Source organism: Dyadobacter sp. BE31, assembly GCF_031457695.1.
Taxonomy (GTDB): domain Bacteria; phylum Bacteroidota; class Bacteroidia; order Cytophagales; family Spirosomataceae; genus Dyadobacter.
This window is the reverse complement of record NZ_JAVDXA010000002.1, coordinates 135,232-150,109: the sequence shown is the minus strand read 5'-3', so window position 1 is coordinate 150,109 and position 14,878 is coordinate 135,232. Positions and strand designations below refer to the sequence as shown.

Genomic DNA, 14,878 nt, shown 5'->3' with positions numbered 1-14,878 from the left:
TACTCCACAAATGTAAAGGAAAAATATTATTATTATCTACTCGAATAGATAATAAATTTTTCACTTTTATTTCTATTTCCGGGGCGGGGCTTCCCGGTCTGTTTTAGTTACTTGTGTTCTACAAAATTTACGGGATGACATTTGCAGTTGGTTATTTTCTATAACAATAGATAATATTCCAAAATCTGTATATTTGAGACCTTCTCCGGCAGCGCTTGTGCAGACCGGCCACCTAAACAGAGGAATGAAAAGCAATATGAAATCCGTGGAATCGGTAAGTGATAAAAATTACATTGAACAGGTATCCGTCGAGTGTGTCATTCTCGGCTACCACGACAAGAAGCTGAGGGTAATGGTGCCGAAGCTCGCTTTTAAAGGGGATTTCTGGGGCCTGCCCGGCGGTTTTGTGTACCAGGACGAAGATACGGACGATGCGGCCAGACGCATACTTCAGGCGCGCACGGGCATCAAGGACGTCTACCTTGAACAATTTCAGGTGATGGGGAAGGCAAACCGAAACAGCCGCGCCTTTATGGACCGCATGATCGAACAGAATACCGAACTGTTCAACAACCCGTTGGCGGAAGGGCAGCGCAGCCGGATGGATTATGATTGGTTTACGCGGCGGTTCATATCGATCGGCTACTACGCGTTGGTGGATATGAACCAGGTCATTCCACAAAAGACGGATCTCGACGCTTCCATCGAATGGTACCCTGTGGACGAATTACCACCGATGATCATGGACCATAACCAGATCGTGGCCAACGCGCTTTCGACACTGCGGCTTACAGTCGATCAGAAACTGAATGCATTCAACCTGCTTCCGGAAACCTTTACGATGCAGGAAATTCAGGATGTGTATGAGGCCATCTTCGACAAGCGTTTTGCCCAAAACAATTTCCCCAAACGTATTTTGCGCCTGAACGTGCTCGACCGGCTGGAAAAGAAGTACACAGGTGCCGCCAATAAAGCGCCCTACCTGTATCGTTTCGATAAGGAACGGTATGACCGGTTACTGGCGGAGGGTGATTATCCAATAGCCGATTCCCCCTTACCTATCTCGACGTAGAATAAGAACTCCTGATTTTGGATAACCAGAACAGCCGGATGTGCAGTTGGTAATGTCGGAGGAACCTCTCGCCACACAGAATCCGTGAATTCCGTGCTAGTACGCAAAGCTTCTTGTCCTGGTGGTGTGTGCTGAGAAATAGCCCATAGCTCCCCCGCGTATATTCGTTTTCGGGTTGGAGATCACGGCTGAGTTTTGCTTCAAAGCCTGGTCCAGAGAGTAGTAAAAGTCATACACGTCGGTATCGATGCATTGCAGGCTCACCGTAATGATATCACCCCTTCTGATGTCTACATCATTATTTAAAACGTGCGTCACCGTTGCTCCGTTGTTGATTTTGTCGTTGTGCAGGTATATCTCCCGCGACGGTCGGTCCTGAACAGCTAGTACAAGGTGATAAAAGTTTCCTCGCGCGACAGGATCATCATATAGGGCCACAACATCTGTGCCGTCTCCAAAAGTAGCTGCCTTCGTATACAGGCTGTCCAGCGCAATGGGTGGCGGCATTGTAGAAACGGAGGAAAACGTTTCATTTCCCAGCATTACCACCATTTTGTACGTATGCCCGGGCACGCCCGCTAACACGTGCGTCAGGTACCGGCCCGGGGTCACCTCCGTCAAGGTATCCGTCAATCCGGCGTTCTGATCTGTGATGTAGACTTTGGCGCCGCTTACTGCGGGGAAATTGTTATCCTGATCAAAATGGATGGAGCTTGTCATTTTTACCTCATAAGGGCCCGGCTGGTCGGTGATATTGCCGGTGATAACATACCTGGGAGACGACGGATTAAGCTTGACTTCAATCACTTTCTGACAGGAATAAAATGAGGTTACGCAAAATGCGAGCATCCAAACCGATGTTTTCATCATACTAAAATTTGAAATTGTAGGAAATAGAAGGCACCCATCGGAATAATGAGGTCTGGAGCGCCTGCGTCTTGGTTGGGTCGTCGGGGTCAGTCTCGAAGGTGATAATGTACGGGTTCTGCCTTCCATAGGCGTTGTAAATGCTGAAAGCAAGTTCGGAAGAGAATCGCCTACGTTCCTTCAATTTGAGAATAGCGCCCAAGTCCAGTCTGTGATAGGCCGGTCTTCTGTATTCATTTCGCCCCGTGTAGTACGGTATCGCCTGGTCGTCGACCTCATATTTGCCGCTCGGGAAGGTAGCGGCATTACCGGTATAGTAAACAAAATCGGCCGACAACGTCCATTTCTTCGATAATTTATACATTCCCACGATGGACAGGTCGTGAGTACGGTCCTGGGTGGCAGGATACCATTTGTTGTCGTTTACGCCGTTGATCCGAAGTTCTGTTCGTGATAATGTATAAGACAACCAGCCTGTCAGCCGGCCTTCATTCTTTTTTACACTGAATTCAATGCCGTACGCACGCCCCTGCCCGAATAGAAGCTGGGGCTCTATCGGTTCGTTGCTGTTCAAAATCTGGGCATTGTCTTTGTAATCGGCCACATTATGCATTGCCTTGTAATACGCTTCCACACTGGTTTCATAAGTATTTTCTTTGAGGTTCCGGAAGAAGCCAAGCGACACCTGGTCGGCCACCGTCGGTTTGATAATGTTATTGGTGGCCACCCATTTATCGATCGGGTTGCTCGTAATGAAATTGGAATACAGATGCAGGTACTGTGCGTTTCTCGCGTAGGCAGCCTTGATAGACGACGAATTTCCCAACTGGTAGCTGGCGGATATCCGGGGTTCAAAATTCACATAGGTCTTAAACACATGATTCGACGGGAATTGAAGGGTATCAACGATTTGGCGGTTGTCGTCGAGCGTATAGAACCGGGAATCGCCTCCAAGGACCACAAAGGCACTCAACCGCATTCCGGCGTCGATGTTGAGTCTCCTTGTCGCCTTCCAACTGTCACTGACGTAAACCGCATTTTCCCAGGTTCGCGAATTGGCCGTGTCCGAGACGGCCGGGCTGGCGGTGATAATTCCGGGCGTGATGGTATGGTGAATGGAATTGAATCCAAAATGCAGGGAATTGTTACTGCTTAGGTAGTAATCCAGCCCCTCCTTGAAGTTCCAGTCTTTGATGGACGACAACATGTTGCCGTTTACACCTGCGGTATTTACGTGGACTTTGTAACGGTAGTCGCTGTAAATAAGAGAAGTATTTGAAAATAGTTTCGAACTAAAAACATGGTTCCATCGCAGGGTTGCCGTGGCATTGCCCCAGTCGATGCCCAAAACGTCCCCAAACGACAAAACATCTTTGCCATAATAGCCGGAAAGATAAATCCGGTCCTTGTCGGTGATTTTGTAATTCAACTTGGCATTCAGATCGTAGAAATACAGCCGGTTGTTCCGTACCGTGGAATCGCCGGACAGCCCAAGGAACGCATCGGCATAGGTACGCCGCGCACTCACTAAAAATGACCCTTTCCCTTTTACGATCGGACCCTCCGCATTCAGCCGGGCGGCGATCAGTCCGATCCCTCCGCTTGCGTGGTACGACTGATCGTTACCATCGTTCGTTTTCACATCCATGACCGACGACAAACGTCCGCCATACTGCGCAGGCTGGTTGCCCTTGTACAGCGTAAGGTTCTTGATCGCATCTGAATTGAAGACCGAGAAAAAGCTCAGCAGGTGCGAGGGGTTATACACGATGGCCTCGTCCAGCAGGACCAGATTCTGGTCGGCCGCACCTCCCCTGACATAAAAGCCGGTGCTGCCTTCACCGGCAGCTTTCACGCCCGGCAAGAGCTGGACGATTTTCATCACGTCTTTTTCACCGAATAATACCGGCAGCGAAGCCAGTTTTTTCACATTCAGATTTTCCCGCCCCATCTGCGCCGAGGTCACCGCCTCGTTTTTGGCCTTATCACTTACCACTACCTCCTGTAATGTGTTGCCCTCGGCGGCCAATGTTACCTTTAACTTATAATCCTTATCGAGCACCACCTTTTCCGCGTATCGTGCATATCCGATATAGCTCGCATAGATCGTGTAAGAGGCTGCGGGAAGGGAGATGGAGAAAAAGCCGTATTCATTCGTAACCGTCCCCTCATGAGTACCTTTCACGCCGACGGTCGCGCCAATCAGCGACTCGCCGGTCGCTTTGTCGGTCACGGTGCCGCTAATCGTATATCTTTTCTGGGCAACGCTGCTTAAACCGGCCAAAAGCAACATGCCCAGGATGAGTAGTTTGTTCATAAAACAGGATTGAAGTCGAACAAAGCTACTTTTCTATACCTCTGGGGCTTTTGCGAATTATAGGAAGGAGCCTAACTTTTATACCAAAGTGGCAGGGCATTATAGAACCCCGCCCTGCTTCGCGGCAATAGAAGTGAGGGAGATGGGTTGGTATAATAAACCAAGCCGTTTGTATAATTCAGCATTTGTGCAGCATTTAGATCGTTATCTTGGAGTTGCAAAAGTGAAGACTACCAGAATGGAACCAGCCAATGGACTTTCAGCCCGCGACACTTACATGGAATTGCTGATTGCGCGAAAGTACCGGATATACCGGCACCTGGTACTGGTATTTATGCTCGGTACTTTTGTGTTGAGCATGGAGCCGGGCGGCAACGGCACCTCCGAGGACCTGTTAAAACTGCGCTTCTTCATTTTTTTTTGTGTCCCTTCTTTATACGAATATGTATTTGCTGGTCCCGCATTTGCTCTTCAGGAACAAACACGTCCGGTTTGTGGCGGCCATCGCGTTGTTTATAGCCATCGCTTATCCCCTGGTCTTTTTCAACTACCAAGCCAATGGCTTTTCAACCACGCCGTACTGGGGAGTGGCGAAATATGTCTTCATATCTCTGGTGTGGGTTGCCGCCTCCACTGCCATCAAACTATTTCAGCGCTGGCTGATCGACTCCCGGCGTATCAGCGAACTGGAACATCTGACGCAATCCGCCGAATTGGAGCAACTGAAAAATCAGATTAATCCCCATTTTCTGTTCAACATGCTCAATAATGTCAATGTGCTTACGCAAAAGGATCCGCAAAAAGCCTCCCAGATACTCGAAAAGCTCAGCGATTTTTTGAGATACCAGTTATACGATAGCGCCAGGCCCAAGGTATTGCTGACGTCCGAGATTCGATTTATTCACGATCTGCTCAATATGGAGAAAATAAGGCGGGACAATTTTGAGTTTACCATTTCAAACGAAGGGCAGCTCACCGGTATCCAGGTCGCTCCCTTGCTGTTTATGACCTTTGTCGAGAACGCGGTGAAACACAGCCTGGATGCCGACAACGGGTCCTGGGTTCATATTTATTTCGGCGTCCATGAGGGTGAATTGAGTTTCAAATGCACCAACTCGAAACCCCGGTTGGAAGCCACGCTGCCAGGTCCCGGAGGCCTTGGATTGACAAATGTTAAACGCAGGCTTTCCTTGCTTTACCCCGATCGGCATGCTTTGAAATCGGAGGATTCCGCTCAAACCTATTCGCTCAGCTTAATTATCAAGTTATGAGATGTATCATCGTCGACGATGAGCCTTTGGCCAGAGAGGGCATTGCGTCCCTGGTAAGTAAAACGCCAGGCGTGGAACTGGTCGGGACTTTCAACAGTGCGAATGCCGCAGCCAGGTTCCTGGCCGACGAGGCGGTTGATCTGCTCTTCCTGGACATTCAAATGCCTGGAATGAACGGCATCGATTTCGCCAAATCCGTACCGCCATTGACATTGGTGATTTTCACGACCGCGTACGCGGAATATGCTTTGGATAGTTACGAAGTGGAAGCGGTGGATTACCTGATAAAGCCGATCAAGATCGAGCGTTTTCAAAAGGCCGTTCTTAAGGCGTCCAACTACCTGGACCTGTTGAAATCGGGCTCTGCCTCAACCAACAGCATACAACGGATAGCGAATGACTACTTCTTCGTAAAAGCCGAAAGACGCATTTTCAAGATACAATTCAACGATATCCTTTTCATAGAAGGGTTAAAGGATTATGTCGTCATTCAGACAGTATCTCAGAAGGTAATCACCGCCATGAATATCAAAACCATTTACGACCAGCTGCCGCACAACACATTTGCGCGGGTAAGCAAATCATACATTATCAACATGGGGCAAGTGACGTCCTTTGATAACAACACCGCCTTTATCGACAAGTACGAAATCCCGATTGGCGACGCTTATCGGACGCAGTTTTTTGATGGTTTTGTAACAGGAAAATTATTGAGCCGAAACCGGTAAATGCCGGTTTCGGCTCTTACTATCTTTCAACGGCGCTCAGGCATTGTCAAACCTTTCACATCTTCCAATGGGCCAAAAACGCCAAACTCTGTTCACCTCACTTTGGCATCAGCACTGTATCAATTACGTGAATCACCCCGTTAGACTGAAAAACATCAGCAATAGTGACCATCGCTTTGTTGCCTTTGGCGTCAGTCAGAACGATTTTTTTACCCTTTTGCATCGCTGTGAGCTCTCCACCCGCCACTGTTTTCAATATGGCCTTGCCGCCTCCATCCTTAATGGCCTTCATCAGGTCCGCTGCGCTCATATTGCCGGAAACAACGTGGTAGGTCAAAATGCCCGTTAGCATTGCTTTGTTTTCCGGCTTTACAAGCATATCAACAGTTCCCTTCGGCAATTTATCGAATGCCATGTTGGTCGGAGCAAATACCGTGAACGGGCCTGGACCCGACAAGGTTTCTACCAACCCGGCAGCTTTTACAGCCGCAACCAGTGTGGTGTGGTCTTTTGAATTGACGGCATTTTCAATGATGTTTTTAGATGGATACATAGGCGCTCCACCGACGGTTACAGTTTTTTCTTGTGCGAACGAATGGTTTCCAATCACTAACAAAGTGATCATTGCGAGAAAGAAATTTAGCTTTTTCATTGTGTAAGTCAGCTTGAAAAGTGAACAGTTAAGTGTGTGTGATCGATCAACACGACCAATCTACGTCCGCCAATCTGCTCTTGGATCATTCTGCCACATTATTGAGACTTAGCAAAGCCAGTTTTTATACATAACCAGTTTATAATTAAATAGTTAACTCTACCATAAATCAAGTTCATACCCGTCTGGAGCGTATAGTGCGCATGGACAAAACCAGAATTCACTTAAAAAAAATATTTTTTTTGCCTTCAATCTTATTCTTACAAGTCTGCGTAAGTCTCCCCGAAAACTCATTCAAAATGAAAGGGAAACAAGCTCATTAACTTTTACTTACGAAGATCATGCACACAAACAAGAAGTACAGCTCCAACAGCGCAGAGGAAGAAAGAGCATCACATGTCAACAGACGGTTGTTTTTAAGCTCGGCAGGATTGACCACCGCAGTCGGTACTATTTTGATCGTAACGGGTTGCACTAAGGAAGACCACCAGATACCCGGCATGGGTGACGCGGTAGACCTTGGTTCAGGCGACATTGGCGTGCTCAACTATGCGTACGCACTCGAACAACTCGAAGCAGCATTTTACGCGAAGGTGATCGATTCCCCTTTTTCCGGCATGACCGACATGGAAAAAACCATCCTGACAGACATCCGTGACCACGAGATCGTTCACCGCGAATTTTTCAAGGCTGCCTTGGCAGACAAAGCCATCAAAGGGCTGACTCCAAATTTTGACGGAATCGACTTTGGCAGCAGAACCGCTGTACTCGGTGCAGCCAAATTGTTCGAGGATACCGGTGTAGCCGCATATAACGGTGCGGGAAAGCTCATTAAGGACCCGAACTACCTGCTCCTGGCAGGAAAGATTGTTTCTGTGGAAGCGCGCCACGCGGCTGTTATCCGTGACTTGATCAACCCCAAATCTGCTGACTTTGCCGGTGACGACATTATCGACCTGAACGGAATGGACAAGGCCATTGCGCCGGCTGACATTCTTGCTGCGGTTAAGGGCTACGTCAGAGACACGATTACGGGCGCCAACGTAGGTAAATAATCATTCACACTAACAGGATCAGAAACAATGGATATTTTCAAAATTATAGATCAGTTTCAGCAAATCGACGGCGATGCAGCGGGAAGACTCGAATATGCTTCACGCCGCTATTTCATGAGGAAGGTGGGGAATAAATTAGCTTCGGCGGCTATTCCGACTGCATTTGCAGCGATTGTGAACAAGGCCTTCGCGCAATCTGCGGCGGCGATCGATGTGCTAAACTATGCACTAACGCTCGAATACCTGGAAGATGAGTTTTACAAAGGAGGGCTTGCAGCGGCAAATCTTATTCCTGCGTCGGACAAATCGATATTCACGCAGATTGGTAAGCACGAGTCGCAACACGTAGCATTTCTGGTGAAAGCACTAGGTGCGAAAGCCATTGCCAAACCGATGTTTGATTTTACCTATAAAGGTGCATTTGCCGATGTATTCAGTAATTACAAGACGTTTGTAACAGTTTCGAGTGCGCTTGAAGATACAGGTGTGCGAGCTTACAAAGGTCAGGCAGGGGTTTTGATCCCGGACCCGCAAATTCTGGAATATGCATTGCAGGTCCACTCCGTAGAAGCCCGCCACGCGGCTGTTGCCCGCAGGTTAGCTGCAACATTGCTTGGGGCGCCTGCCATGAAAGGTTGGATCACGGGCAAGGAAGGCGCAGTACCTGCTATTTACGCAGGCGAAGACAATATGACTCAGGGCGGAGTAAATATCAAAGGCCTGGCATCAAAGACGGATGCTGCTGTTACCGAAGCATTCGACGAGCCCCTGACAAAAGACGCGGTACTGGCGATTGCCGGTCCATTCATAAAAGGTTGATTGAGTTGATAGTAAAGTAAATTGATTGTTAGTTTAAAATCCGTTGTGATAGCACAGCGGATTTTTTTTAACATGACCAACAAATCCAAAGACCGACTGGCGGCGTAAATGGGTTATCAAAACTACATAACTCAATCACGTTCCCATGAAATCACTCAACTTTCGCCTGAGGCTGGTGGTTGCCGCCCTTAGCTTCATCCTCTTGTTCTCCATGTCTTCTTGCGACGATCACCGCGTGCCGCCTGCCGGGCCGTCGCTTCCCGACCGGATTTTCTACGCATTGTCGGATAATAACCTGCTGCACGAGATCAATATCCGAAATACAGGCACACCGTTACGCACTTTTGAAGTAGTCGGTCTTGAACAGGGCGATATGCTTAAAGGCATCGATTTCCGCCCTGCCACCGGACAACTTTACGCGATCAGTTCGATGAATAATCTCTATCAAGTGAATGTTAAGTCCGGCGATCAGCACGGAAAGGCTACCCGCATTGGCTCGGCACCGATTGCCGCTACTTTGAACGGCCATGTTGGTTTCGACTTCAATCCCACCGTCGACCGTATCCGAGTGGTGACCAGCTCGACCCAGAACCTGCGCCTGCATCCTGAGACCGGGGCAATTGTTCCTGGCGACTCACCATTGAATGGTTATGCCAACCCAATGATCGGCGCGGTTGCTTACACCAACAGTCGCGCAGGGGTTACTGCCGCACCCGCGGGCGCAGGTACGACACTCTACGACATCGACCCTTCAACGGACATGTTATACATACAAAATCCTCCCAATCCCGGAGGATTGGTGCCGGTAGGAGCGCTCGGACTGAACATCGAGGAAGTAGGCGGGTTCGATATCTCCCCTGACGTAAACCCTTCTGATATTTACCCAATTGTCTCTGTCAAATTCGGCGGCAAATGGGAGCTCGACTTCGTGGATCTGGCCACCGGCAAGCTCCAAAAGCTGGGCGATTTCCCGGCTAATGCGAATGTCATCGGTATTGCCATTCCCCCACTCCCCGTCGCCTATGCTTTGACCGACGGCGGTATGCTGAAAATTTTCAACCCGGAAAACGGCATGGAATACGGCACCAAGTCAATTCCGGCAATTCCAGGCGTTACATTACAGGGCATAGACATTCGTCCTGCCAACGGCAGGCTTTACGCACTGGGCAATAACAGCAAAATTTACGGAATAGACCTTGGAAGCGGAGCTGTTACCGAGCTGGCAAGCCTGAAACTGGCCGACAACACCCCGTTAATGCTCAGCGGCACCTATTTCGGCGTCGATTTCAATCCCGTCGCGGACCGTCTGCGCGTCGTAAGTGACAACGGGCAGAATCTCCGCATCAATGTAACTGACGGCGTGACGGTCGTTGATCAACCTCTCAAAATCGGTGTTGCAGGGCCCATTCCGTTTATTACCGCGGTTGCCTACACTAATAGCTATCCGGGCACTACAACTACGACGCTATTCGATATCGACAGTCAATCAAATACTTTATATGTACAAACACCGCCCAACAACGGTGTAATGACCGATCCGAAGGCCCTGGGAATCGATGTTGAGCCTGGTCTCGGCTTCGACATCGGTAATGTCTCCGGCAAAGGCTACGCCGTTTTCACGGTGGGACTCAACACCAGCTTTTACTCCGTCGATCTGAGTACCGGCGCTACCATGCACAAATTTCCGTTCAGCGGACCTGTAAAAGGGCTTGCCGTTGGGTTCGGGTTGTGAAATTTTATATTTTAAAAAAAGCACCATTCCGGTCGAGCCGGATGGTGCTTTTTTGTGTCAATCTCTTTCGTAATGATTTTGTATTGCTCGGAAAAAAACATGAGGCCTGCCAATGAGCCGAAAGCCGGGCGAGCTATCTCACCGCCACCAACCCTGCGACTTATCTTTGAGCCGCAGGCTATCGTGTTTTATGTTGAAATGTTTTAAGCATATCTTAAGAGTCAGGGATACAATTTTATCATAGCTTCTTATTTACTTCGTGCGTTCTGACATAGTACTACCACCCAACGTATGCGGATCCTGATCATCGAAGACGAACCCGGCATTTTAAACTTCCTCCGGCAGGGACTTGAAGAAGAGTCCTATTCGGTCGATACGGCGACGAATGGCCTGGATGGGCTTGAAATGGCACTCGCAGAAGCGTATGATGTGGTACTGCTCGATTGGATGCTGCCGGGGAAAAGCGGGGTCGAGGTCTGTCGGGAAATCAGAAGAGCAGGGATTAAAACACCCATCATCTTTCTTACCGCCCGCGATACGGTGCAGGACACGGTCTTCGGTTTGCAGGCCGGTGCCAACGATTACATCAAAAAGCCATTCAGCTTTGAAGAACTTTTGGAGCGGATCAAGGTGCAATTACGGCCACATTCGGGCGAACAGGTTGAATTTCGGTTGGGCCCCATTGTAGTCGATACCCAATCCCACCAGGTTTTCAGGGATTCACAGGAAATTAAGCTCACGCAGAAAGAGTTTGGCCTGCTGGAATTTCTGCTGCGCAACAAAGGAAAGGTTTGCCGGCGGACACGGATTATCGAAAGCGTTTGGGATATTCATTTCGAGTATAACACCGGTGTAATCGACGTTTACATTAACTCGCTGCGCAAAAAGCTGGGGCTCACCAAAGAGGAAGATTATATCCAGACCATCCGCGGTGTAGGCTACATTGCAAAGGAAATATGAACAATGCGCGGATGAACTCCTCTTATCGAAACCGGATCGCCCTTAACTTTACCCTGGGCACGGGGCTATTGGTAGCCCTGGTTTTTCTGCTGATCTATTACATTGTCAGCGCTACGGTTTTCAACCGCCTCGAAAAAGACCTTGGCTACGAGTTGGATAAGCATTTCTATGAAGTGGGCGTCCGGGATGGGCAACCCTACTTCGCCGATAAGGCCGAATGGCTGGAACGCGAGCATAGTGAACTGGAAATCAACCCGGTATTCGTTGTCCTGACGAGCCTTTCGGGAAACGTCATCGATAAATCGCCCAATCTGAAAAATGATTCGCTCAAACTTCATTTCTCGACGGTGGATCGCGCTGTGTTCAAAACCACTTTACAAGGACAGGCGATCGAGCAAGTGCAACTGGCCATCAAGGAAAATAACCGGCCAGCTGGCTATATCGTTGTAGCTATGCCTATCGACGAATCGGAAAGAGTGCTTTTTAATCTCAAAGTTGTACTTCTCGTGGCGTTTCCGGCGGTGCTGGCAATCCTGTTCGGTTTCACCCGGTACAGCGCCGGCAGAAGCATTCAACCAGTCTTGACGGTGATTGAAACAGCCAGCAAGATCTCCAAGGACAATATGGGCAGCCGCATCCCGGTACCCGCGGTCCGCGACGAGCTTCATTTGCTGGTAACCACCCTGAACGAACTGATGACCCGTGTTGAGCATGCGATAGAGCGGGAAAAACGGTTCACGGCCGACGCCTCGCATGAGCTCCGTACGCCACTGGCGGTGATCAAAGGCACCCTGGAAGTACTGATACGGAAGCCGCGATCGGCGGAGGAATACATCGCGAAAATCTCCTTTTGCATCGCAGAAATGGACCGCATCAACCACTTGGTTGACCAGCTCCTGTTGCTAACCCGGTTCGAAAGCCAGCAGAAGGCCATGGATATGGGCGCGGTGGATCTTTCCGAGCTCACGGGCAACGTTTTGGGGCGTCACCAGCAGCAGATCGTCGAAAAGAAACTCTCCGTAGACTTGGAAACGGACGGATCGCACGTCGTATATAGTGATCCGTACATGGTGGAGATCATGTTAGACAACATTATTTCCAATGCGGTAAAATATTCGACCGGCCCGGCCGGCATTACCATCAGGATTGCCACTTCCGGCGAAAGTACGCAGTATTCGGTCACCGACCAGGGAATCGGCATCGATGCAAACGACATCAACCGCATACGTGACGCCTTCTACCGTTCGGCGCCCCTGTCCCATCCCGAGGTGAAAGGAAGCGGCCTCGGCCTCTCGATCGTCAGCCGCATGTGCGAAATGCTTGGAGTGGATTTCAGTATCCATAGCCAGCTAGGCAAAGGCACGGATGTTACGCTCTCATTTCCAATCTTAAGCCAATCTTAAGAATCCCTTGAGAATCCCTTAAGAAAAGCAGGGATACCTTTGATTCAAACAGAAAACAATCAGAGTTAATCCTGCTAATCATCTATGAACTCCACCGGACACGCTGAGAACCTGAGCCGTCATGCCTTCCTGCGCAAGCTGGGCTTTGGCGGAGCTGCACTTTCCGCAATTTATTTTGGCAGCCATCTGCAATCATGCACCAACGACCGGGTCAACCCCGCGCCTACCAATATGACCCTCGATCTGAACGACCCCGCTTACGCAGCCCTGAAATCCAACGGCGGATACGTCGTAAAGGATGGCGTCGTCATCGCCCGAAGCAATACAGGCGCCTATATAGCGGCCACCCGCACGTGCAGCCATGAAGGCCGAAACGAGGTAATCTACCAAACCGACCATTTCTATTGCACAGCACACGGCGCCAAATACGACAACACCGGCAAAGGCCTCAATAGTGAAGGCAGGAAAGGAATAGCCGTCTACACGACCTCCCTTACCGACCAAATCCTTACCATAACTGCCTAAGCCATGCTCAAAACAACGTTTGTCCTCTTTTTCAGCCTGATCACTTCAGTAGCTATGGCCCAGACCGATCTGATGAAGCAGTTGGAGCAAGCCGACGATTCGACCGTACACTATGCTGCGGCGATATTCAAGGGCACCCGCATTATCAACGGACATTCAGTCGAAACGGTCGGGAAAAACAATATGGACTTCATCATTTCGCACCGCTTCGGGGCGATCAATTCCGGGGCCGGCAACTTTTTCGGGTTAGACGAGTCCCAGATCCGGCTCGCGCTGGAATACGGTCTTACCGACCGGCTAATGGTAGGTCTGGGCCGCAGCAGCTATCAAAAAACGATCGACGTTTTTGTGAAATACCGCCTGCTTCGCCAGTCAAGCGGCCTGCGCAACATGCCCGTATCCGTCACGCTTTTTGCCAGCGACGCGCACAATGCCAGCACCTCCACGCCAGACCTTCCTTTTTACACCATTACCCAGCGCCAGACCTACACGTTCCAGGCGTTGGTCGCCCGCAAATTCAATGAAAGGCTCTCCTTGCAACTCACACCCACTGTGATGCACCGCAACCTGGCGGAAAAGCCATTGGATGCGAACAATGTGTATGCGTTAGGGATGGGCGGGCGCTACAAGCTCACCAAGCGGACCTCGTTCAATGCCGAGTACTGGTACACCCCCAAGCGTATTGGAAACACCACACAACGGGATCCGCAATACACCAACACGCTCTCCCTCGGCTTCGACATCGAGACCGGCGGACACGTGTTCCAGCTTCACCTGACCAACTCGCGCGGCATGATCGAGAAGCAGTTCCTGGGCCAGACCACCGGCAAATGGAGTAACGGCGACATCTTCTATGGCTTTAATGTCGCCAGAACATTCAGTTTCGACAAAAGCAAAAAACGCAGCAACAGCAATGGATACTAAGCTTTTCAGACTGGCATTTCTGCTCATGGCCAGTCAGCTGCTGGCCATCTGCGCCAGTGCGCAGATTTACATGACCAAAGCCGGGCAAACCAGCTTTTTCTCGCAAACGCCCCTGGAAAACATATCGGCCGTAAACCAGCAGGTAGCGGTGCTGCTCAACAGCGCCAGCGGAGAAATCGCGGTTCGGATGCAGCACCGGGCATTTAGTTTTCCAAACAAGCTCATGCAGGAGCATTACAATGAAAACTATATGGAAACCGAGAAATATCCGGCCGCCAGCTTTACAGGCAAGGTCAGCGAGCATATCGATTACGGCAAGGATGGTACTTATAGTGTGAGCGCGGAGGGTGTTCTCGATATCCACGGTGTTAAGCAAAAACGGGTATTGAAAGGTCAGCTGTCAGTAGACCACGGACAATGCACACTCAGCTGTGAATTCGAGGTAAAGCTCTCCGATCACAACATTCAGGTCCCCACCCTGGTGATCGCCAAAATCGCGGAGTCCATATCAGTTAAAAACAGGTTCGTTCTCACATTGAAGAAAAACCCTTAG

General features: G+C 49.7%; 14 protein-coding genes. 11 read left to right on the top strand and 3 right to left on the bottom strand.

Going from position 1 to position 14,878, the window contains the following annotated elements; translation table 11 throughout:
* Positions 1 to 244 precede the first annotated feature (244 nt).
* Complete coding sequence (locus J2Y43_RS09650; protein ID WP_309981982.1) at positions 245 to 1,072, top strand: NrtR DNA-binding winged helix domain-containing protein; 828 nt, start codon at positions 245 to 247, stop codon at positions 1,070 to 1,072.
* A gap of 96 nt (positions 1,073 to 1,168) precedes the next feature.
* On the opposite strand, the gene J2Y43_RS09645 is transcribed toward J2Y43_RS09650, so the two are convergent.
* Positions 1,169 to 1,942 carry a DUF4249 domain-containing protein gene (locus J2Y43_RS09645; RefSeq protein ID WP_309981981.1) on the bottom strand — a complete coding sequence of 258 codons (774 nt, stop codon included), beginning with the start codon at positions 1,940 to 1,942 and terminating at the stop codon, positions 1,169 to 1,171.
* A gap of 1 nt (position 1,943) precedes the next feature.
* On the bottom strand, positions 1,944 to 4,256 hold the full coding sequence (locus tag J2Y43_RS09640) for a TonB-dependent receptor (protein ID WP_309981980.1): 2,313 nt from the start codon (positions 4,254 to 4,256) through the stop codon (positions 1,944 to 1,946).
* A 443-nt stretch (positions 4,257 to 4,699) separates the two neighbouring features.
* Between J2Y43_RS09640 and J2Y43_RS09635 the strand changes: the two genes are divergently transcribed.
* Positions 4,700 to 5,527, top strand: a complete 828-nt coding sequence (locus tag J2Y43_RS09635; RefSeq protein ID WP_309981979.1) for a histidine kinase — start codon at positions 4,700 to 4,702, stop codon at positions 5,525 to 5,527.
* Positions 5,524 to 6,255, top strand: coding sequence for a LytTR family DNA-binding domain-containing protein (locus J2Y43_RS09630; RefSeq protein WP_309981978.1), 732 nt, complete (start codon positions 5,524 to 5,526; stop codon positions 6,253 to 6,255). The genes J2Y43_RS09635 and J2Y43_RS09630 overlap by 4 nt, the downstream gene beginning before the upstream one ends.
* A 97-nt stretch (positions 6,256 to 6,352) precedes the next feature.
* Here the strand turns inward: J2Y43_RS09630 and J2Y43_RS09625 are convergent, their stop codons facing one another.
* On the bottom strand, positions 6,353 to 6,907 hold the full coding sequence (locus J2Y43_RS09625) for a fasciclin domain-containing protein (RefSeq protein WP_309981977.1): 555 nt from the start codon (positions 6,905 to 6,907) through the stop codon (positions 6,353 to 6,355).
* A 341-nt stretch (positions 6,908 to 7,248) separates the two neighbouring features.
* Here J2Y43_RS09625 and J2Y43_RS09620 point away from each other — a divergent pair, with 341 nt between their 5' ends.
* From J2Y43_RS09620 to J2Y43_RS09585, 8 genes are all read left to right on the top strand, one after another.
* Positions 7,249 to 7,962: a ferritin-like domain-containing protein gene (locus tag J2Y43_RS09620; RefSeq protein ID WP_309981976.1), complete on the top strand. Its 714-nt coding sequence runs from the start codon at positions 7,249 to 7,251 to the stop codon at positions 7,960 to 7,962.
* 27 nt (positions 7,963 to 7,989) lie between these two features.
* Positions 7,990 to 8,781, top strand: a complete 792-nt coding sequence (locus J2Y43_RS09615; RefSeq protein WP_309981975.1) for a ferritin-like domain-containing protein — start codon at positions 7,990 to 7,992, stop codon at positions 8,779 to 8,781.
* A gap of 145 nt (positions 8,782 to 8,926) precedes the next feature.
* Complete coding sequence (locus tag J2Y43_RS09610; protein WP_309981974.1) at positions 8,927 to 10,513, top strand: DUF4394 domain-containing protein; 1,587 nt, start codon at positions 8,927 to 8,929, stop codon at positions 10,511 to 10,513.
* A 291-nt stretch (positions 10,514 to 10,804) separates the two neighbouring features.
* A complete protein-coding gene (locus J2Y43_RS09605; protein ID WP_309981973.1) occupies positions 10,805 to 11,473 on the top strand; it encodes a response regulator transcription factor in 669 nt (222 codons plus the stop codon).
* An 11-nt stretch (positions 11,474 to 11,484) separates the two neighbouring features.
* The gene (locus J2Y43_RS09600; protein WP_309981972.1) at positions 11,485 to 12,876 is read left to right on the top strand and encodes a HAMP domain-containing sensor histidine kinase; all 1,392 of its coding nucleotides are present in this window, start codon (positions 11,485 to 11,487) and stop codon (positions 12,874 to 12,876) included.
* Between the two features lie 84 nt (positions 12,877 to 12,960).
* Positions 12,961 to 13,401: a Rieske 2Fe-2S domain-containing protein gene (locus J2Y43_RS09595; protein WP_309981971.1), complete on the top strand. Its 441-nt coding sequence runs from the start codon at positions 12,961 to 12,963 to the stop codon at positions 13,399 to 13,401.
* Between the two features lie 3 nt (positions 13,402 to 13,404).
* Positions 13,405 to 14,325 carry a DUF5777 family beta-barrel protein gene (locus J2Y43_RS09590; RefSeq protein ID WP_309981970.1) on the top strand — a complete coding sequence of 307 codons (921 nt, stop codon included), beginning with the start codon at positions 13,405 to 13,407 and terminating at the stop codon, positions 14,323 to 14,325.
* A complete protein-coding gene (locus J2Y43_RS09585; RefSeq protein WP_309981969.1) occupies positions 14,315 to 14,878 on the top strand; it encodes a YceI family protein in 564 nt (187 codons plus the stop codon). The genes J2Y43_RS09590 and J2Y43_RS09585 overlap by 11 nt, the downstream gene beginning before the upstream one ends.